The sequence below is a fragment of the Myxococcus eversor genome, assembly GCF_010894455.1.
In the GTDB taxonomy this organism is placed as follows: Bacteria; Myxococcota; Myxococcia; order Myxococcales; family Myxococcaceae; genus Myxococcus; species Myxococcus eversor.
The window spans coordinates 330,885-349,643 of the sequence record NZ_JAAIXY010000006.1; the positions used below are offsets into that span (position 1 = coordinate 330,885).

The 18,759-nt window shown below is 70.0% G+C and carries 16 protein-coding genes and 1 pseudogene; 9 read left to right on the plus strand and 8 right to left on the minus strand.

Annotated elements, in window-relative coordinates; genetic code table 11:
* Position 1 precedes the first annotated feature (1 nt).
* On the minus strand, positions 2–1,345 hold the full coding sequence (locus G4D83_RS14935; protein ID WP_163865406.1) for a glutamate--cysteine ligase: 1,344 nt from the start codon (positions 1,343–1,345) through the stop codon (positions 2–4).
* Positions 1,346–1,406: 61 nt separating this feature from the next.
* On the opposite strand from G4D83_RS14935, the gene G4D83_RS14940 reads away from it, so the two are divergent.
* The 3 genes from G4D83_RS14940 (at position 1,407) to G4D83_RS14950 (ending at position 6,765) form a co-directional block, all read left to right on the plus strand.
* Positions 1,407–2,222 (plus strand): EI24 domain-containing protein, encoded by an 816-nt coding sequence (locus tag G4D83_RS14940; protein ID WP_163865407.1) that lies wholly within the window; start codon positions 1,407–1,409, stop codon positions 2,220–2,222.
* A 218-nt stretch (positions 2,223–2,440) separates the two neighbouring features.
* Positions 2,441–5,683, plus strand: coding sequence for an MXAN_5808 family serine peptidase (locus tag G4D83_RS14945; protein ID WP_163865408.1), 3,243 nt, complete (start codon positions 2,441–2,443; stop codon positions 5,681–5,683).
* A gap of 170 nt (positions 5,684–5,853) precedes the next feature.
* Positions 5,854–6,765: a hypothetical protein gene (locus G4D83_RS14950; RefSeq protein ID WP_163865409.1), complete on the plus strand. Its 912-nt coding sequence runs from the start codon at positions 5,854–5,856 to the stop codon at positions 6,763–6,765.
* Positions 6,766–6,775: 10 nt separating this feature from the next.
* On the opposite strand, the gene G4D83_RS14955 is transcribed toward G4D83_RS14950, so the two are convergent.
* Positions 6,776–7,501, minus strand: coding sequence for a glycerophosphodiester phosphodiesterase (locus tag G4D83_RS14955; RefSeq protein ID WP_163865410.1), 726 nt, complete (start codon positions 7,499–7,501; stop codon positions 6,776–6,778).
* A 112-nt stretch (positions 7,502–7,613) separates the two neighbouring features.
* Here G4D83_RS14955 and G4D83_RS14960 point away from each other — a divergent pair, with 112 nt between their 5' ends.
* Complete coding sequence (locus G4D83_RS14960; protein WP_163865411.1) at positions 7,614–7,841, plus strand: twin-arginine translocase TatA/TatE family subunit; 228 nt, start codon at positions 7,614–7,616, stop codon at positions 7,839–7,841.
* A 28-nt stretch (positions 7,842–7,869) separates the two neighbouring features.
* Here the strand turns inward: G4D83_RS14960 and G4D83_RS14965 are convergent, their stop codons facing one another.
* The 3 genes and pseudogenes from G4D83_RS14965 to G4D83_RS47210 all read right to left on the minus strand — a co-directional run.
* Positions 7,870–8,679, minus strand: a complete 810-nt coding sequence (locus tag G4D83_RS14965; protein WP_163865412.1) for a hypothetical protein — start codon at positions 8,677–8,679, stop codon at positions 7,870–7,872.
* Between the two features lie 5 nt (positions 8,680–8,684).
* On the minus strand, positions 8,685–11,168 hold the full coding sequence (locus G4D83_RS14970) for a hypothetical protein (protein WP_420826637.1): 2,484 nt from the start codon (positions 11,166–11,168) through the stop codon (positions 8,685–8,687).
* 117 nt (positions 11,169–11,285) lie between these two features.
* Positions 11,286–11,384 (minus strand): annotated as a pseudogene (locus G4D83_RS47210) (zinc-ribbon domain-containing protein); the annotation flags it as partial.
* A gap of 163 nt (positions 11,385–11,547) precedes the next feature.
* On the opposite strand from G4D83_RS47210, the gene G4D83_RS14975 reads away from it, so the two are divergent.
* Complete coding sequence (locus G4D83_RS14975) at positions 11,548–12,204, plus strand: polyhydroxyalkanoate synthesis regulator DNA-binding domain-containing protein (protein WP_163865414.1); 657 nt, start codon at positions 11,548–11,550, stop codon at positions 12,202–12,204.
* Here G4D83_RS14975 and G4D83_RS14980 read toward each other — a convergent pair.
* Positions 12,201–13,004 (minus strand): ParA family protein, encoded by an 804-nt coding sequence (locus G4D83_RS14980; protein ID WP_163865415.1) that lies wholly within the window; start codon positions 13,002–13,004, stop codon positions 12,201–12,203. The genes G4D83_RS14975 and G4D83_RS14980 overlap by 4 nt on opposite strands.
* Before the next feature lie 33 nt (positions 13,005–13,037).
* A complete protein-coding gene (locus tag G4D83_RS14985; protein WP_163865512.1) occupies positions 13,038–13,349 on the minus strand; it encodes a hypothetical protein in 312 nt (103 codons plus the stop codon).
* A gap of 165 nt (positions 13,350–13,514) precedes the next feature.
* Here G4D83_RS14985 and G4D83_RS14990 point away from each other — a divergent pair, with 165 nt between their 5' ends.
* The 4 genes from G4D83_RS14990 (at position 13,515) to G4D83_RS15005 (ending at position 18,095) form a co-directional block, all read left to right on the plus strand.
* Positions 13,515–14,429, plus strand: coding sequence for an ArsA family ATPase (locus G4D83_RS14990; RefSeq protein ID WP_163865416.1), 915 nt, complete (start codon positions 13,515–13,517; stop codon positions 14,427–14,429).
* Entirely contained in the window at positions 14,426–15,538 is a 1,113-nt protein-coding gene (locus G4D83_RS14995; RefSeq protein WP_163865417.1) for an ArsA family ATPase, read from the plus strand. Before G4D83_RS14990 ends, G4D83_RS14995 begins: the two co-directional genes overlap by 4 nt.
* Positions 15,539–15,701: 163 nt before the next feature.
* Positions 15,702–16,841 carry a tetratricopeptide repeat protein gene (locus tag G4D83_RS15000; protein WP_163865513.1) on the plus strand — a complete coding sequence of 380 codons (1,140 nt, stop codon included), beginning with the start codon at positions 15,702–15,704 and terminating at the stop codon, positions 16,839–16,841.
* A gap of 60 nt (positions 16,842–16,901) precedes the next feature.
* Entirely contained in the window at positions 16,902–18,095 is a 1,194-nt protein-coding gene (locus G4D83_RS15005) for a M48 family metalloprotease (RefSeq protein WP_163865418.1), read from the plus strand.
* A 137-nt stretch (positions 18,096–18,232) separates the two neighbouring features.
* On the opposite strand, the gene G4D83_RS15010 is transcribed toward G4D83_RS15005, so the two are convergent.
* Entirely contained in the window at positions 18,233–18,757 is a 525-nt protein-coding gene (locus G4D83_RS15010; RefSeq protein WP_163865419.1) for a tetratricopeptide repeat protein, read from the minus strand.
* Positions 18,758–18,759: the final 2 nt, after the last annotated feature.

Here is an 18,759-nt window from a genome sequence, read left to right on the forward strand (position 1 = left end):
TTCACACGCTCGCCAATGAGAGCACCGTCTCGGGGCGTGGGTCCTTCTCCCACGCCTCGAGCAGCACCGCCGCGGGGGAGCGCTTGGACGCGGCCACCTCCGCCAGCGGCTCCAGCAGCGGAGCATCCGCCGCGTCCAGGCGCAGCAGGCCCCGACGGGCAATGCCCACCATCTCCTCCGCCAGCCGGTACAGCTCGCGCGAGCCCAGCTTTCCAGCCAGCCCCTCGCGGCGCGCGGTGTCGTGGAAGGCCAGGTGCTCGGTGTACGTGAGCTTGGGCAGCAGCTTCTCCGCCTCGTCCAACGCCGTGGCGTCATAGAGGATGCCGCGCCACAGCGCGCCCAGCGCCCCCGTCATCGCCGCGTTCCCGCAGTCCGCGCCACGCACCTCGACGACCTTCTTGAGGCGAACCTCGGGGAAGAGCGTGGAGAGGTGGTCCGTCCAGTCCGCCAGGTCCGGAGGCTGTCCCTCGAAGCCCTGCTCCAGCAACTGTCGGAAGGTGAGCTTCGGGTGCAGGTACTGGCCCTCGCGACGCAGGAAGAGCAGCGGCGCGCTCATCGCCCACTCGACATAGGCCCGGTACGAGAAGGAGCCGTCGAAGAACGCGGGCAGGTAGCCGCAGCGCGTCGGGTCCACTTCGTCCCAGACGCGGTTGCGGAAGGACAGGTAGCCGGAGGGCTTGCCGTCCACCAGGGGACTGTTGGCGTACAGCGCGTTCATCACCGGCGACAGCCGCGCCACCACCACCGTCTTCCGGACACAGTCCGCCTCGTCCGTCCAGTCGAGCGACACCTGTCCGGTGGCCGTCATCAACATCATGTTCAGCGCCAGATTGCCCCGCTCCGGCAGGGTGCGCCGCATCACCAGATATCGCGACTTGGGCATCCACGGCATCGTCCCCGTCGTGCCCGTGGGGCGGTACCCCAGCGTCACCAGCCGCAGCCCCAGCTCCCCCGCCGCCGCCTTCACCTGCTTCAGGTGGGCCAGGTTCTCCGCGTGAGCCTCTCGCGCCGTATGGAAGGGGCTGCCGGACAGCTCGAACTGTCCACCGGGCTCCAGGGAGATGGTGGCCTCGCCGCGCTCCCGCTGGAGGGCGATGACCGGCGACTCGGGCGTCTCCCGGAAGGGGACATAGCCGTCGGGGGCCAGCCGGTTGAGCAGGGCCCCGACTCCGGACGGCCCGTCATACGGAACGGGAGCGTCGGAACCCACGGGGAAGAGCAGCTTTTCGTGCTCCAAACCGAGGCGAAGGTGGCCCTGGGGCTTCTCGGCGGACCGAAAACCCGACACCAGCATGTCGACGGAGGTGATCGGCTCGGAGTTGGCGCGCTTGAGGTCGAGGGACATGAGCGCGCCCTATATAACGTGTAACTCCAGAGCCGCTTTCGATTTGCACACCGGCCCCGCCATGCCCCCCCCATCCCCCGTCCCTTCCATCTCCCCGCAGCCCCGCCTGACCGACTTCTTCCAGGGGCTGGGCCTGCTCGGCCGGGCCTTCGGCCTCATCTTCCGCTCCCGGCGCCTTTTCGTCCTGTCCGCCGCGTGCGCCGCCGTCACCGCGGTGGCCCTGGTGGGTCTGGCGTGGCTTTTGTGGCACTACGCCCCGGGGGCCCTGGGCTCTTTCTGGACCCAGCCGGAGTCCTGGTACGGCCGGGGGGCCTGGTACACGGTGCTCGTCCTGTCGGGCCTGGTGCTCTGGGTGGTGGGGGCCAACGTCGTGCCTCCGCTCCTGCTCGCCCCCCTCCAGGACCCCCTGTCCGAGGCCACCGAGGCCCTCTGTGGGGGAGGCGACGGTCCGCCCTTCACCCTGGCCAGCTTCGTGCGGGGCATCGCCACCGGGCTCGCGCACACGCTGGCGCGGCTGTTCTTCCTGCTCGCCGGGCTGACGCTCCTGCTGCCGCTCCACCTCATCCCCGGGGTGGGGAGTGTCTTGTGGACGGTGCTCGGCGGCCTGTGGACCATGACCTGGATGGCGGGCGAGTACCTGGCCGCCCCCATGACACGTCACCTCTACCCTTTCGCCGAGGTGAGGCGCATGCTGAGGCAGCGCCGGGCCCTGGGCCTGGGCCTGGGAGCGGGCGTCTACCTGCTCCTCTGGGTCCCCGTGGTGAATACCTTCTTCCTGCCCGTGGCCATCGTCGCCGGGACGCTCCTGTACCGAGGGCTGCGCGAGGCGAACGTCCTGCCGCCTCCGCCCACGAGCAGCCAGGGGGCGTTGCCCTGAAATAAACGCCTCCACCGACTGTCGGTCTCTCCAAGACGGGAACGCAGTGCCCGCCAGGGACGTTCTGCCTCTTCAGCGGAGAGTCGATGCCTTGAAGCACCAGAAAGCCGTGATTAGGCTTGCCCGGCCGCTTCAATGCCCAGCTACCGTTTCAAACGTTCGGATTTTCTAGGCATTTCACGCCACACCCCGGGGCGCGGCGACGCGCTCCAGCTTGGATGAATCACATGCCGCGTTTTCTCCGCCGCATCGCCGCTGTTGCCGTGCTCCTCGGCGCCTGGGCCCTCGTGGGCAACCACCGGGCGCCGATTCCATTGATGATGGGAGCGGCCGAGGCCGGGCAGGGACAAGGCACCTGGGATGGCAGCCTGCCCTCCGCCAAGGGCGAGAAGGCACCTCACGACCTCAACAGCCTTCGCGTGCTGACCAAGGTCATCCTCTACGTGAAGGAAAACTACGTCGACCCCAAGCGCATCAAGCCGAAGGAGATGATGATCTCCTCGCTCGAGTACGTGGAGAAGAGCGTTCCGGACGTGCTGGTGGACGGCAACCCGGAGACGGGCAAGCTGTCGGTCAACGTCAACGGCAAGACGCGCGAGTTCGACATCGGCCACGTCGACTCGCTGTGGAAGATGTCCTTCGCCCTCAAGGACGTGTTCGACTTCCTGTCGAAGAACATGCGTCCCATCGAGGACACGCGCGACATCGAGTACGCGGCCGTCAACGGCATGTTGTCCACCCTGGACCCGCACTCGGTGCTGCTGCGCCCGGAGCTGTACCGGGAGATGAAGCTGTCCACCAAGGGCGAGTTCGGCGGCCTGGGCTTCGTCATCCAGATGCGCGAGGGCAACCTCACCGTCGTCAAGGTGCTGCCCAAGACGCCCGCGCACCGCTCCGGCATCCAGAAGGATGACCGCATCAAGAAGATTGGCGAGGAGTCCACCGTCAACATGGACCTCAACGAGGCCGTGTCCAAGCTGCGCGGCCCGGTGGACAGCCGCATCACGATTACCGTGGAGCGCGACGGCTGGGACAAGCCGCGCGTGATGACGCTGGCCCGCGCGATGATCTCCATCGAGAGCGTCCAGCACAAGATGCTCTCCGGCAACGTGGGCTACATCCGCCTGAAGAACTTCCAGGGCAACACCACCCGCGATTTGGAGTCGGCGCTCGGTGACCTGCGCAAGCAGGCGGACGCCAAGGGCGGCTTCAAGGGCCTGGTGCTGGACCTGCGCGGCAACCCGGGCGGCCTCCTGGAACAGGCCATCCAGGTGTCCGACACGTTCCTGTCCACGGGCACCATCGTCGCGACGGTGGGCCTGTCGGACAAGCTGCGCGAGGAGAAGCGCGCGCGTCCCACCGAGGGCGAGGACACGTATCCCATCGCGGTGCTCGTCAACGCGGGCAGCGCCTCCGCGTCGGAAATCGTGGCGGGCGCGCTGAAGAACCTCAACCGCGCGGTCATCATCGGCCGGCAGACGTTCGGCAAGGGCAGCGTGCAGGTGCTGTACGACTTCCCGGATGACAGCGCGCTGAAGCTGACCATCGCCAAGTACCTGACGCCGGGCGACAAATCCATCCAGGAGGTGGGCATCGTCCCGGACATCCAGCTCGTCCCCACCCGCGTCACCGACGAGCGCGTGGACGTGTTCGCGTCGCGCCGCTCCATGGGCGAGGCGGACCTGGATCAGCACTTCGGCAACCCGGACTCGGCCACCGTCGCGAAGAAGCGCGAGGACGTGTTGGACCGCGAGAAGCCGCGCGAGAGCCTCAAGTACCTGAAGGTGGACCCCAAGCAGCAGGAGAAGCTGGCCACCGCCGCGAAGGAGGAGCCGAAGAAGGATCCGAAGGCCGTCGTCGCGGACAAGGCCGCCGACAAGAAGCCGCATGGGGAGAACGACCCGCTGCTCGACGTGGCGGGCCAGGGCGAGGACCTGGACGACCAGCTGGACGCGGAGTCCCAGGAGGAGATCAAGGAGGACTTCGAGGTGCAGTTCGCGCGGGACTACGTGCTGAAGGCCCCGGCGGCCACCCGTGAGCAGCAGCTCCAGCAGGGCAAGGGCTTCATCGAGCAGAAGCGCCGCGAGGAGGAGACCCGCATCAACGCCGCCATCGCCGCGCTGGGTGTGGACTGGAGCGCCGGTCCCACGCCGAAGAACGTGCAGCTGACGGGCACGCTGACGCCGACGCCGGACACGAAGATTCACGCCGGCGACCTGCTGGAGATGGTGGTGACGGCGGAGAACAAGGGCACCGAGCCGCTCAAGCGCGTGCGCGCCTGGACGGAGAGCGACAACGCCTTCCTGGACCGCCGCGAGTTCCTCTTCGGCGCGCTGAACCCGGGCGAGAAGAAGTCCTGGAAGGTGAAGGTGCGCCTGCCCAAGGACCTCACCAGCCGCCGCGACGACGTGACGGTGCGCTTCTTCGATGACCAGGGCGCGCTGCCGGAGACGCGCGTGTCGGAGCTGAACTTCGCGGAGCTGCCGCGGCCGTCCTTCGCCTTCAACTGGCAGGTGGTGGATGACTGCGCCAGCTGCAACGGCGACGGCACGGTTCAGCGCGGCGAGACGGTGGCGGTGCTGCTCGACGTGACGAACGTGGGCCCCGGCGTCGCGATGGACTCGTTCACGCAGATCAAGAATGGCGGGGACGCGAACATCTTCATCGAGAAGGGTCGCTTCAAGCTGGGCGAGCTGAAGGCCGGCGAGACGAAGACGGCGCGGTTCCAGGTGGAGGTGAAGAAGGGCTACAAGGGCGACACCTTCCCGCTGAAGCTGGCCATCATCGACGAGCCGCTGGAGGAGTTCGTCATGGAGAAGATGGAGCTGCCCGTGAAGGACGCGGCCGTGGCCACGCTGGAGGCGAAGAAGGGCGCGGTGCGCGTCACGGAGAAGACCGAGGTCTTCGGCTCGCCCGTGGAGGGTGCCCGCACGGTGGCGAAGCTGAACGCCACCGCGGTGCTGCCGGTGGAGGCCGCGAACAAGGGCTTCTACCGCGTGGAGCTGGAGAAGGGCCGCTTCGGCTTCGTGCGTGCCCAGGATGCCAAGGAGGTGAAGGCGGGCAAGCCCACCGCGCCGAAGCTGGCCTGGACGACGACGCGCCGTCCGCCGGACATCAAGCTGGACGCGGACCCGTCCGCGGGCGGCCTGGTCGCCAACGGGGAGAAGTTCACCCTGTCCGGCGTCGTGACGGACCCCAACGGCCTCTTGGACGTGTACGTTCTGGTCAACGACCAGAAGGTCTACTTCAAGGGCGTGGACCCGAAGGGTGGCGAGCCGAACACCCTGAAGTTCTCCACCGAGTTCAACCTCAAGGAAGGCAACAACAACGTGCTGGTGGTGGCTCGCGAGAGCACCGACTTCGCCAGCCGCCGCACCCTGGTCATCCGCCGCCGTCCGGCGGAGGTGGCCCAGAAGGTCACCGGCCAGAGCCCCGGTGGGGTGAAGCCGCAGCCGCAGTAGGCGTCTGACGACACGCGGCGCCGCCTTCCGGGCGGCCCCTCCGGTGGGTCCTCTTCAAGAGACTCGTCGGAAGGGCCGCCCGTTTTGTTGACGCTCCTCGCGGGCTGGCGTTAGCGTCCGCCGCTGTGGGGCGCCCCCGGCCGGCGGGTTCCCGGGAGGCGGTGACTCGAATGCGGACGTTCAGTCGGTGGCTCGCCCTGGCGGCGTGTGTCTCGGGAGCGACCGCATACGCGGACGACAACGACCTGCGCATCTCGGACTTTGGTGATCCGAATGCGGCGGATGGCTCCAACGCCGCCGCCAACGCGAACTTCCGCGCCTTCGCCCGCGTCATGGGCGCCGCGATCACCTCGGCGAACCTGATGCCGCCGGAGACGACGGGGCACTCGGCCTGGGCCATCAACGCGGAGCTGTCCGTGGTGTCGCTGCCGGACAGCGTGCGCATCCCCACGGAGAACGTGGACCAGCCCTCCACGGTGCTCATCCCCTCCTTCCACGTGCGCAAGGGCCTGCCCTTCTCGCTGGAGCTGGGCGGGCGCGTGGGCTGGGTGGAGAAGAGCAGCCAGGTGGTGGCCACCGGCGAGGTGAAGTGGGCCGTCAACGAGGGCTTCACGTGGCTCCCGGACGTGAGCGTGCGCGGGCACGCGACGAAGCTGTTCGGCGCCCGGGACCTGAGCCTGACGGTGATGGGCCTGGACATCGGCGTGGGCAAGCAGTTCCCGCTGGGCGGCATGGTGACGCTGACGCCCTACGGTGGCCTGGACCTGGGCTTCGTCGGAGCCACCACCAGCCGCCTCGATTTCGACCCGACGCGCGACTACGAGGACTCGCTCGGCAACGACTCGCGCGAGGCGCTGGACGGCACGGCCAACTACGCGAAGGTGTCCTTCGGCGACAACGTGAATCAGCGCATCTACGGCGGCGTGCGCTTCATCGGCGGCGTGCTCCAGTTGGGCGCGGAGCTGTCGCTCACCCGCACCGGCAGCGTCGAGACGCCTCGCGCGGACAATCCGAACGCGCTCGAGGACCGGGGCCTGCCCGCGGTGTTCGCCTTCAGCACCACGCTGGGCCTGGACTTCTAGGCGCGGGCGGTCAGGCCGCGGCGCGCAGGGCCTCTCGCAGCGCGCCGGGCCGGTTGGTGATGAGGTAGCTGACGCCCATCTGCTCCAGCGCGCGGGCCTTCGTGGCGTCGTCCACCGTCCAGGTGGCCACCCGCAGCCCCGCGGCGCGCCAGGTGGCGACCCGCTCCGGAGTGCAGTCCTCGTAGTAGGGGTGCACCGAGTGGGACGAGACGAGCGGGCTCACCGCGTACGCGTGCACGCCCCAGCGCCGGTCCGGGTCGATGAGGTAGCCCCGCCGCAGCTCGGGCGCGACGGCGAGCAGGCGGAAGAGGCACAGCGGGTTGAAGCTGGAGATGACCACGCGCTCGGCCAGCCCCAGGCGACGCACCAGCTCCGCCACCTTCCGGGAGAGGCCGTCGTCGTCGAACCGGTCGCACTTCAGCTCGATGTTGACGACGAACTGCGACGGCAGCGCCTCCAGCACCTCCTCCAGCAAGGGGATGCGCGCCGGAGCGAAGCCCAGCGCCGTCCCCACGTCCGCGCGGCGCAGCTTCCACCAGGGCGTGTGGCGCACCTCCCAGGGAAGGCGCGCCAGGCGCTCCAGCCGCTCGTCGTGGCAGACGACTACCTCGCCCGAGCCGCACACCATGGCATCCAGCTCCACGCCGTCGGCCCCCTGCCGGGCGGCCTCCGTGAAGGCTTCCAGGGTGTTCTCGGGGGCGTCGGCGGAGGCGCCTCGGTGGGCAAGCAGGAGCATGGGCTCAGTGTGCGCTGGATGAGCCTTCCCGCGCAGCAGAAGTGCGGACGGGCGTCAGCGGGTGGACGCGCGGCTTGCCTCCCCTACCCCTTTGCTGCACTCTGAGTTCATCATGTTGGGCCTTCACCTCGGCGAAATCATCCTCCTCGGCTTCATCCTGCTGGTGGTCTTCTCGGCCGCCCGGATGGGCCAGCTCGGCAACGCGGTGGGCAAGTTCGTCTACTCGTTCCGCAAGGCCTCCAAGGGCGAGGACCTGGTCGACGCGAAGTCGCTGCCGTCCTCGCGCCGGGGCTCCACGGACGCCGAGTTCAGCGAGCCGGATTCAACGCGTCGCCGCTAGTCCGCCCGCCTCCTCTTTTCGCCGCCATTCAGTCGTGCAGGTGACGGGTTCCGCTCGCGGGCTCGGACGCTTCCTCCGGCGCGGGCTGAAGCGAGGCCGCCCCTTCCGCCAGCAGTCGCGCGGCCTGCTCCCTCAGGGACAGGTGCAGCCCGGCGCTCGCGTGGAGCTCGCGCAAGTCACTGGTGTTGAGCAGCGGAACGATTTTCGCGCCGATTTCGGGGGGCAGGTACGGGTTGAAGACGAGCGCGCGGCGCACCGTGTGGCGCACGGACCAGCGGGGAGAGCGCCAGATTTCCAGCAGCGGCTCCGGGCGGGCCGGACGGCGGGCGGCGATGCGCACCACCAGGTCCTCGGTGAGGCGCGGGTTGATGAGGACGTTGCGCAGCACGGACGGGTTGCTGACGGTGGCCAGGCGGGACAGCGTGTCCGGGTCTCTCGTGAGCCGGGCCTGCTGCTTGAGGTGCCCCAGTGACTGGGAGAAGGCGTTGGCGTCCGCGCGCGCGGCGGCGTCCGGGTTCATCTCCCGCTTCGCGGGGCCTTGCGCGAACAGGTCCGCCACCGTGTCGAGCGCCTGCACATGCGCGAGCCTGCGCAGCTCGGTGACGTGGGGGATGTGCTCCGCCTCCTGCGCCAGCGCGGCCAGGAAGTCGGACAGCACACAGGTGGCGGGCTCCCAGCCCTGACGCGAGAGGGAGATGAGGTGCCCCACCAGCTCGTTCGCGTCGAACGGGTCGCCGCGAGACAGCTCCCTCGCGGCGGCCTTGCGGCGCACCTCGGCGCCTCCACCCAGGGCGTGGAGGAACCTGGCGACGTTGCGTGCGTCGTCCAACGAGGGCATGGCGCTTACTCCGTGGGCGCGGCCTGGGCGGGTGCCTGGGAAGGCACGGCCTCCGTGGGGGCGGGGACGGCCTCGGCGGCGGGCGCTGGGACGGCCTCCACCGAGACTTCGAGCCGGAAGCTCCCGAGGGCCGCCGGATACTCATGGAACACGAGGAGGAAGGGCGCGCGGGCCCCGGGCGCGACGGAGGCTGCTCCCGCGTCCAGGCGCTTGCGCAGGGCTTGAGCCGCCTCCGCGTTGCCCACGGCGTGAAGCTCCTCGGGAGTGGCCACCAGGCCCGCGAGCCCCTCGACGGAGCGCACGCGCTGGTCACCGTCGAAGAGCGCGCCGCGCACGCGGACATGGGTCGCCGCGCCGGTCCGGTTCTCCACGTCGCCCCGGATGAAGAAGAGCGGGCGTCCAGACTGCGTCTCGTACAGGCCGTTGGAGACGTCGAGCGCCACCAGCGGCTTGGGCTCGGGGACGAAGAGGGCGCGCAGGCTTTCGGGCGACAGCACCGACAGGTCCAGTCGCCCTTCGCTCAGATAGACGCTGCCCACCGCGCCCAGTCCCACCACGAGCGCGGCGGCCACCACGAGGTTGACGAGCAGCGCCGTCACCTTGCGCGCGCGGCTCGGCGGGCGGCCCTGGGGGATTCCGACGTCCTCCGGCCGGGCCGTGGGCTTGGCCACGGAGACCACGGGCGCGGTGGACATCTGCGGATCCAACTCGAGGACCTCGCGCTGCCCCACCCCTGCCCCGCCAATGCGGCCGAGGGTGACGCCACCGAAGTCCAGGCCCTCGTCCGGAGGAGGAACGTCGTCCAGGAGCGAGCCCGCCGAGTGCGCCTGGGAGTCATCGAGCCCGAGCGAATCATGGGACGAGGAGCCGAACAGCTCGGCGCGCCCGGTGTCGGAGGGCTGTACGCCCGCGTGCTCACCGAAGTCGCCATCCGAGGCGTGGCCGAACAGGTCCTGGGCATCGGGAGGTGAAGCGGGGCCCAGGCCGGCGGACGGCTGTGGCGGACGACCGGGCTTCGTCGCGTCGTCGAGGTCGAGTGACGCGAATGGATCCGCGCCACTCGGCGCCGCCTGAAGCGGAGGACGACCGGGCACCGTCGCATCGCCGAGGTCGAGTGACGCGAACGGGTCCGCGCCACTGGGGGCCGCCTGCGGCGGAGGACGGCCGGGCTTCGTCGCGTCGTCGAGGTCGAGAGATGCGAACGGGTCCGCGTCGCTCGGCGCGGCCTGAAGCGGAGGACGGCCGGGGACCGTCGCGTCTTCGGGCGCGGAGTACGGCGCCGCGCCGCCAGCCGGACGTGCCGACGGGGCGGCCCCCTGGTGAGGAGGACGCCCAGGCAAGGTCCCGCCCTCGGTCCCCAGGAAGGCGGCTCCCGACTGGGCGGCACGCGCGGGCGATGCGGTGAGTGGAGCTCCCGCCGAAACCCCACGGGGCGCGGATGGAGCACCCGTCGCACCCGCCAAGACTCCGGAAGGCACGGCCGCACCCGCCGGAGCGGCACGAGGCGCGGATGCGGCCCCAGGTACTCCCGGCCGGGGCGCGGAGCCGAGCGGCGCTCGCACGTCGGAAGCAGGCACACCCGCGGCGGCCGCACGCTGCGCGGGAGCTTGCGCCACAGCGGCACGAGCACCCGGCGGAGCCCCGGTCGCGGCGGGCGGAGCACTCGGAAGGGCCCCACGCGCGGGGGGCGCCGACGAAGAGAACGGAGGCTGTCCCGTCATCGTCGCGTCGTCGATGTCGATGGACGCGAACGGATCCTCCTCCGCACTGGGTGGAGCCGGCGGAGCCTGGACCGGCGGGCTCCCTGTCACCGTCGCGTCGTCGATGTCGATGGACGCGAACGGATCCTCCTCCACGCTGGGAGGAGCAGGAGGCGGAGCCACCCGCGCGGCGGGAGCCACGGGTCGACGGTCGGCGATGCTCGGCCCCGTCACGGGCGCGGGCAGTGAGTCGAATGGATCCTCCGCCCCTCCCGGCATCGGAGCGGACATGAAGTCCGCGAACGGGTCGTCCTCGCCAGGCCCCAGTGAGCCTGGTGCTGCCCCTCCACCCTGGCGCAGCGCGGCGGGCGGAGGCGGCGGCATGGGCCGACGCGTCATCGCACCCGGTGACGCACCGCGAGGCGAAGCGACTCCCGGGCCCGAACCACCTGGCAGGGGCACCGCGCCCGAGAACATCGCCGCGCCTTCGTCGACGGGAGGCGGCACCGCGCCACCGTACAGCCCGGTCGATGTGTCCACTGGTGGACGAACGGCCTCGGGCGGTGCGGGCAAGGGAACAGCGCCCCCATTGCGCGCCGTGCCGGCGCCGGGCGACTCCGGGGCCTGGAGCGGCGGCCGAGGCATCGGACCGATGCGGGTGGGCTCGCGGAAGACTCCGTCGTCGAGCTCCCCATCCATGCTGTTCCAGGAGGGATTTCCAGACGACGCGGGCTCCGTGCGCGTGGCGGCGACGCCCTGGGCGAAGAAGCCGGGCCGTGTGACTTCCACGCCTTTCGGGTCTGGAGCGGCTCCGAACTCAGCGAACGGGTCGGCCTGCCCGGCCGAGGAGGGAGGCGAGGACGCACCGGCATCCTCCCCGCCATGTTCGCGGGTGACGCGGAACGTGTTCTGACATTTGGTGCAGCGGACCTTGACCCCCTTTTCGGTCACCTTCTCGTCGGGGATCTTGAACCGTGTCTGGCACCGCGCGCACTTGACGATCATTCAGGCCTGGGGGCGGGGACGAGTATAGGGCCACCGGGCGGGTACCGCGAGTCGGGTTCTCGCTGCTTGCTCGCCTCCAACCCCTCTGGTACGAGGTTCGCCCCTGCGAGACTCAGACATGGAAGCTGGCTTTGAGTCGAGCCCAAAAGGGGCGGAGAGACCGATGAGCGAGGCCGAGCAAGCAGGCGCTCCGAGCAAGGAGCCGAAGATCATCAAGCGGTACACGAACCGAAAACTCTACGACACCGTGGAGAGCCGGTACGTGACGCTGGATGAGATCGCCGCGATGATCAAGGAGGGCACCGAGGTGCGGATTGTAGACAACCGCACGAAAGAAGATCTGACTTCGGTCACCCTCGCGCAGATCATCTTCGAAGAGGAGAAGAAGAAGAACCAGATGCCGCTGTCGGTGCTGCGGGAGATCATCCGCCACCCCGGCGAATCCATCTCCGGCTTCATCCAGAAAGAGGTCACTCCCCGCGTCGCCTCCATCCGAGAGGAAGCGGAATCCCGACTCGACAAGCTCCTGCGTCGCGAGGAAGCCGCCAAGGCGGGCCTCCCCGAGACGGCCGTCGAGGAGACCCCGCAGGCCGCCGCCGATGCCGCGGGAGGCCTGTCTCCCGCCGACCTGCTGAAGGCCAGCCAGCGCGCCTTCGAGGACTGGCAGCGGAAGATCGACGAGCGCGTCAAGCACGTCGTCGAGAACCTGACCGGCAACCTCCCCGCCCTGGGCCGCGACATGCAGTCGCTCACCCAGCGGTTGGAAGAGCTGGAGAAGAAGCTCGAGCAGTTCGAGCAGCAGAAGAAGCAGGAGCCCTAGCCGGCTCGCGGTGCCCGCTTCCGCTTCCGGGGAGCGGGCCCGCCGTGGATTTCGGCCGCGATGGCCGCCAGCATCCGCGCCCCCCGACTCCTGGGCGCGTACTCGAAGATGGTCTTCCCGTGGCTCTGCGCCTCGTCCACCTTGACGTCGTAGCCCAGGGGCGTGGTGGCCAGTGAGTCCGGGAAGTACGCCCGGAGCCGGTCCAGAATCGCCGTGGCCAGCGCCGTCTTCCGGTACAGCGTGGGCACCACCTTGGTGACGCCCAGCCCGGGACGTCCCTCCGCCTCCCCCACCTGCCGCACCGTGTCCGCCACCTCCGCGCAGCCATCCAGCGCCAGGTACGTCAGCGCCACGGGCACCACCACCTCCGTGGCGGCGACGAGGATGTTGCGCGTGGTGAGCCCCATGGACGGCGGCGAGTCGAACACGACGGCGTCGTAGCCCGCCTCCCGGGCCGCCTCCAGCCTGTCCGCCAGCCGGTGGGCCCGTCGCGCGTCCCCCGCCACGGCGAGGGGGAAGTCCGCCATCTCCTTGTACGAGGGCAGCACGTCCAGGCCGGACACGGCCGAGGGATACACCACGTCCCGGAGGCGCACGGCGTCGTCGGTCAGCAGGTGGAAGACGTTGCGAGGCAGCGTGCGCACGTCCAGGCCCAGGGCCTTGCCGGCGTGGCCCTGGGTGTCCAGGTCCACCAGCAACACCCGCAAGTCCCGCTCCCGCGCGAGCCACGCGGCGGTGTTCACCGCCAGCGTCGTCTTGCAGGTGCCGCCCTTCTCGTTGATGAAGGCGATGCGCCGCATGGGCCTTGGACTCCCCGGCTCGCTTCCGGGTGCTTACTTCTTCGACGACGGCGCCTTCTGCGCCAACAGGGTGTCCACCTTGCTCTCCACCGACGCGAGCAGCCGCTCCAGGTCGTCCACCTTCGAGCGAAGCTGCTCCAGGTCCGCGGTGGACGGCAGGTTCATGGCCGACAGCGCCGAGCGCAGCGCGCTGTCCAGCGTGCCCTTCGCGGCCAGCGAGCTCGACACCAGCGTCTGCACCGTCGACACGAACTTCTCGTTCGACAGGAGCTGCTGCGCCAGCTTGCCGACGCGCTCCTCGCCCGTCTCCACGAGCTTCTTCATCACCGGGTTGTTCTTGAGCATGGGAACCAGGAGCTTCACCCGTGCGGGAGCCCCCCGCCATCGGGACGTCAGGAAAAAGACGCCGCACTCTGCGAGGGGGCAACGCGACGTGTCAAGTTGGGCACCTCCTCCTGGCCAAACGCGTTGACTCCGGGAGACACGGTTCCTACGGTTCGCCGCTCTCTTATGGCAGGGCTCCTGGACAAGCGGTTGTGGGTCGTCTCCGGCAAGGGCGGCGTGGGCAAGAGCACGGTTGCCGCGGCGCTCGCCCTTCGCTCGGCGCGCGCGGGGCGTAGGACGCTGGTGTGCGAGGTGAACACGCAGGAGCGCATCAGCCGCTTCCTGGAGCACCCCGCCGCGGGCCCCGAAGTGAAGCTGCTGGAGGAGAACCTCTGGGCGGTGGACGTGCGCCCGCAGGAGGCCATGCGCGAGTACGGCCTCATGGTGCTGCGCTTCGAGGCCCTCTACAAAACCGTCTTCGAGAACCGGCTGGTGCGCTACTTCCTGCGCTTCATCCCGTCCCTCCAGGAGCTCGTCCTGCTGGGGAAGATCATGTACCACCTGCAGGAGAAGCTGCCGGACGGACGGTGGCGCTTCGACACCATCGTCCTGGACGCGCCGGCCACGGGCCACGCCATCTCCTTCCTCAGCGTGCCGCAGGTGCTCGTGCAGACGGTGCCCCAGGGGCCCATGTCGCGCGAGGCGCAGAAGATGAGGGACTTGCTGGTGGACCCGGCGGTGACGGCGGCGGTGCTGGTGGCGCTCCCGGAGGAGATGCCGGTGAACGAGGCGCTGGAGCTGCACGCCGCGCTGAAGGACAAGGTGCACATCCGCACGCACGCGGCGGTGCTCAACCAGGCCATTCCGGAGCGCTTCACGGAGGCGGACCTGGAGGCGCTGGCGGGCCACCCGGAGCTGCACCGCGTGGCGCAGGCGAACCACGACCGCGCCTCGCTGACGGTGCTCGCGGGCACCAAGCTGGAGCGCAACCTCCACGCGCCGGTGTTCAACGTCCCCCGGCTGTACCTCCCGACCTTCGGGCGGGACGCGATTGAACAGGTCATGGGCCACCTCGAAGCACTGGTGATGGGGGACAAGTGAGCACGACGGCTCTGGGTCCCGCGCTCGCCAAGAAGCGCGTCCTCATCTGCGTCGGCTCCGGCGGTGTCGGAAAGACGACGGTGGCGGCCACCCTGGGCCTGCGCGCGGCGGTGGATGGCCGCGACAGCCTGGTGTGCACCATCGACCCGGCGAAGCGCCTGGCCAACTCGCTGGGCCTGTCCGCGCTGGGCAACGCGGAGACGCAGGTGCCGGCCTCCGCGCTGGAGCCGCTGGGCGTGACGGCCCGCGCGTCGCTCCACGCGATGATGCTGGACATGAAGCAGACGTGGGATGACCTCATCACCCGCGTCGCTCCGCCCGACCAGCGCGAGCGCATCCTCGCCAACCGCTTCTACCAATCGCTCTCCACCGCCCTGGCCGGCAGCCAGGAGTACATCGCCATGGAGAAGGTGTGGGAGCTGCGCCGCAAGGGCGAGTACGAACTCGTCGTGCTGGACACGCCGCCCACCGCGCACGCGCTGGACTTCCTCGACGCGCCCAACCGCGTCCTGGACTTCCTGGACAATGAGGCGGCGAAGTGGCTGCTGGCCCCCGCGCTGAAGGCGGGCAAGCTGGGCATGTCGCTGTTCAACCGCAGCGGCTACGTGCTGCGCGCGCTGTCCAAGTTCACCGGCACGGAGATGCTCCAGGAGCTGTCCAGCTTCATGCTCTCGCTGTCCGGCATGAACGAGGGCTTCCGCGAGCGGGCGCGCGGCGTGAGGGCGCTGCTGGAGGATGCGTCCACGGGCTTCGTGCTGGTGACGAGCCCGCACCCCGAGCGCATGGATGAAGCCATCCACTTCAGCACCCTGTTGAAGCAGCACCGCATGGAGGTGGTGGCGCTGGTGGTGAACCGCGTCCACCCGCTGCCCACCGAGGCCATGTGGCAGGACGCGGCCACGCTGACGCCCACCCGCCGCGCCAAGGTGGAGGAGACGCTGCGCGAGTTGCAGGTGCTCGCCGAGCAGGATGGACGTGGCATCGCCCAGCTCCAGGCCGCCTGCCCGGGCATCCCCCTGATTCAGGTGCCGCGCTTCGGGCTGGACGTGCACGACATCACCAGCCTCTGGCAGACGGGCCGCTTCCTGCTCGGCGACGACACCTTCTGACGCGAGGTCCGCCCGACGAGCGACCAGCCGAGGCGGCGCGGAGCGGGGGGACGCATTAAACTGGGCGCGCCCACCCGCGCGGTGGGAACTCCGAGGGACTGGGCGTTGTCCTGAGGCGGCAGGGCAGGAGGCGCATTCCGTGACGGGAAGCGAGCGAACGTACATGTCGGTCAGCCGGTGGTGGTGGGTGGTCGCCCTGGGACTGGGCGTCACCGGATGTCGGACGACGGGCGCCGCCGCGCGTCCGGAGTCCTCCGAGACGGGCCCCGTGAAGCAGGAGCTCCAGTTCGACGCCGTGACGGTGACGGCGGACCTGGAGCTGGACAAGCTCAACGACGAGGAGCTGTTCGCCGGAGGGACGTCGGCGTTCGCGGCCAACGACTTCAAGCAGGCGGCGCGCTACTTCGGCCGGCTGGTGGACTTCCACCCCAACAGCCAGCACCGCCGCGCTTCCCTCTACAATGCGGGCCTCGCCCACCAGCGCCTCAAGGAGTGGGAGGAGGCGGGGCACCGCTTCTCCGAGCTGGCGGACCCGGCCAGGGGCCAGGGCGACGCGCTGGACGCGTCCTTCCGCGTGGCGGAGACGCAGTACCACCTGGAGCGCTACGACGAGGCCATCGCGGTGCTGACCACCGTGGCCGAGCGCGAGGACCTTCCCGCCAACCGCCGCATCGAGGCGCGGGTGCAGCAGGGCGTCTGCGAGCTGGAGGCGGGCCGCACCGACGCCGCGGAGGCGACGCTGCGCAAGGCCATCTCCTCCTACGAGGCCCTGGCCGACAAGGACGAGGTGGACGACTACTTCCCCGCGCAGGCGCACTTCTTCATGGGGGAGCTGTACCGGCTGCACTACGAGAACGTGAAGCTGGACCCGGCCAAGGGCGCCGACAAGCTCGCCGAGGACCTCAACTACAAGGCGGAGCTGCTCCTGTCCGCGCAGGGCCACTACCTGCGCTCCATCCGCGTGGGCAACGGCTACTGGGCCACCGCCGCGGGCGCGCAGATTGGCGCGATGTACGAGGACCTCTACGCGCAGATGGTCAGCTCCCCGGCTCCCTCGGAGCTCAACGCCGAGGAGGCCGTCGTCTACCGCCAGGAGCTGCGGAAGAAGATTCGGGTGCTGCTCACCAAGTCCATCAACATCTACGAGCGCACGCTGGAGACGGCCGAGCGCATCGGCTCGCAGAGCGCCTTCGTGGACCGCACGCGTGAGAGCCTCGCCAAGGTGAAGGCACTGCTGCTGGCGGACGCGGAGGGAGAGCCCGCTCCCGCCCCGCCCGCCTCCGAGCAGGAGCCCCATACGTAGAGCGGAGGAGCCCCCTGGCTGGGCAGCCAGGGGCCGCGCGGCGTAGCCTGGGGCCCTCGCATGGAGCCCCTCTTCACGCCCGAGCAACTGGCGGAGATTCACGCCTACCACCTGCCCTATTACGTCCGGGCCGCGGTGGACCCCTTCGCGCGGCTGGCCCTGCTGGCGCTGCTGCTGGGCGTGCTCGTCCGGCCCTTCTTCCGCATGGCCACGGCGTTCGCCGCGGGCCTGGAGCGCCGGCTCGGCTTCCTGCGCACCGCGCCCGTCAGCCGCGCCTTCTTCAGCGCCATGGACCGGCTGTGGGGTGAGCCGGGCTGGGGCGCGGCCGTCATCTTCGCGTTGATGACGGACCTGTTCGTGAAGCTCGTCTACGCGCCCGTGGACATCTGGTTCGCGTACACGCTGGAACACCAGCACGGCATGTCCAACTACACCCCGGCCGCCTTCGCCCGGGACATGCTCAAGGGTCACCTGCTGGGCGCGCTCGCCATCGCCGCGCTCGTCATCGGCCTGTACGGACTGGCCCGTCGCACGCGGCGCTGGTGGTGGATTCTGGGCGTGCCCGTCGCCCTCCTCCTGCTCGTCTCCTCCGCGTTGGACCCCTACCGGGGCCGCCTCTACTTCGAGCAGCAGCCCCTCCCCTCGGGCCCTTTGCGCACGCGGATGACGGAGCTGATGACCCAGGCGGACATCGCCTTCTCCGACGTACTGGTGGAGAAGACCTCCATCGCCTCGCGCCGGCTCCAGGCGTACTTCGCGGGCCAGGGCCCCACGCGCACCATCGTCCTCAACGACATCATCCTGCAGGAGCTCACCGAGGACGAGGTGCTCGCCGCAGTGGCCCACGAGGCCGGCCATGTGCACGAGCCGAAGTGGCCCGGCCGCATCGCCTCCTCGCTGGCGCTGGTGGCGCTCCTCTTCGCCATCGACCGGATGCTGCGCGTGGCGTCCGCGCGCGGCTGGTTCGGCACCACGCGCTTCGCGGACATCCGCACCCTCCCCCTGCTCTCCCTCCTGCTTTCCGCCGTCCTGCTCGTCGGCGGCCCCATCGCCGGGGCCTTCTCCCGCGAGCGAGAGCGCGAGGCGGACCGCTATGCCCTGCGCCTCACCCATGACGTCGACGCGTTCCGCCGCATGCTGGTGAAGGCCGCCCGCGTCAACAAGATGGACCCCCAGCCCCCCCGCTGGGTCGTCCTCAAGGGCCAGAGCCATCCCCCCATTGGCGAGCGGCTGGCCGACCTGCCTCACCCCTGACACGACACGAAAAAGCGGCCGGCAGGTGGGCTCCCCCTTTTCCCGTTCCCTCTCCACCCGAGCCCACCCGCCGACAGCCGCCACCGGGCCACTCCCCCGAGCGCCGGCGGCACTTCCCCCCACTCCCTTCCGCCCCACTACGGCTGCTGGGCGTCCTGCTTCAGCTTCTCCACCGCCGCCAGGGTGATGGACTTCACCAGCGCCCTCGCCCGCCGCCCCGCCGCCGTTTCACCGTGCGGGTCCACCTCCACCGCGTTGGACAAGTCCGTGAAGCCCTGCCGCTCCCCCTTGCGCAGGTACAGCTCCCCCCGATTCGCCAGCGCCACCGGATGACCGGCATCCCTCGCCAGCGCCGCGCTGTACTCCGCGATGGCTTCCTCCAGCCTCCCGAGCTTCTGGTACACGGTGCCCAGCGCCGCGTGAGCCCCCGCGTCCCTCGGGTTCCCCACCACCAGTCCCTCGAAGAGGATGCGCGCCTCCTCCAGCCGCCCCGCCGCCGCCAGGTCACATCCCACCTGCGCAATCGCCTTCGCCTCTTCGAAGGTCATCCCCTCCACCTCCGCCCACGTCGCCTCCCCCCTCGCGAAGGACCGCATCCGCTGCACCGCTCCGCTCTCCATCCGCATCGCCACTGCCGCCTCGTGTTTGATGACGCGTCCCATGG

What these genes read in the sequence shown, in the direction of transcription:
- G4D83_RS14985 (WP_163865512.1), bottom strand. Translation starts at nt 13,349, where the DNA reads ATGCTCAAGAACAACCCGGTGATGAAGAAGCTCGTGGAGACGGGCGAG.
- G4D83_RS14975 (WP_163865414.1), top strand. Translation starts at nt 11,548, where the DNA reads ATGAGCGAGGCCGAGCAAGCAGGCGCTCCGAGCAAGGAGCCGAAGATC.
- G4D83_RS14940 (WP_163865407.1), top strand. Translation starts at nt 1,407, where the DNA reads ATGCCCCCCCCATCCCCCGTCCCTTCCATCTCCCCGCAGCCCCGCCTG.
- G4D83_RS14935 (WP_163865406.1), bottom strand. Translation starts at nt 1,345, where the DNA reads ATGTCCCTCGACCTCAAGCGCGCCAACTCCGAGCCGATCACCTCCGTC.
- G4D83_RS15010 (WP_163865419.1), bottom strand. Translation starts at nt 18,757, where the DNA reads ATGGGACGCGTCATCAAACACGAGGCGGCAGTGGCGATGCGGATGGAG.
- G4D83_RS14990 (WP_163865416.1), top strand. Translation starts at nt 13,515, where the DNA reads ATGGCAGGGCTCCTGGACAAGCGGTTGTGGGTCGTCTCCGGCAAGGGC.
- G4D83_RS15000 (WP_163865513.1), top strand. Translation starts at nt 15,702, where the DNA reads ATGTCGGTCAGCCGGTGGTGGTGGGTGGTCGCCCTGGGACTGGGCGTC.
- G4D83_RS14945 (WP_163865408.1), top strand. Translation starts at nt 2,441, where the DNA reads ATGAATCACATGCCGCGTTTTCTCCGCCGCATCGCCGCTGTTGCCGTG.
- G4D83_RS14955 (WP_163865410.1), bottom strand. Translation starts at nt 7,501, where the DNA reads ATGCTCCTGCTTGCCCACCGAGGCGCCTCCGCCGACGCCCCCGAGAAC.
- G4D83_RS14960 (WP_163865411.1), top strand. Translation starts at nt 7,614, where the DNA reads ATGTTGGGCCTTCACCTCGGCGAAATCATCCTCCTCGGCTTCATCCTG.
- G4D83_RS14980 (WP_163865415.1), bottom strand. Translation starts at nt 13,004, where the DNA reads ATGCGGCGCATCGCCTTCATCAACGAGAAGGGCGGCACCTGCAAGACG.
- G4D83_RS15005 (WP_163865418.1), top strand. Translation starts at nt 16,902, where the DNA reads ATGGAGCCCCTCTTCACGCCCGAGCAACTGGCGGAGATTCACGCCTAC.
- G4D83_RS14950 (WP_163865409.1), top strand. Translation starts at nt 5,854, where the DNA reads ATGCGGACGTTCAGTCGGTGGCTCGCCCTGGCGGCGTGTGTCTCGGGA.
- G4D83_RS14965 (WP_163865412.1), bottom strand. Translation starts at nt 8,679, where the DNA reads ATGCCCTCGTTGGACGACGCACGCAACGTCGCCAGGTTCCTCCACGCC.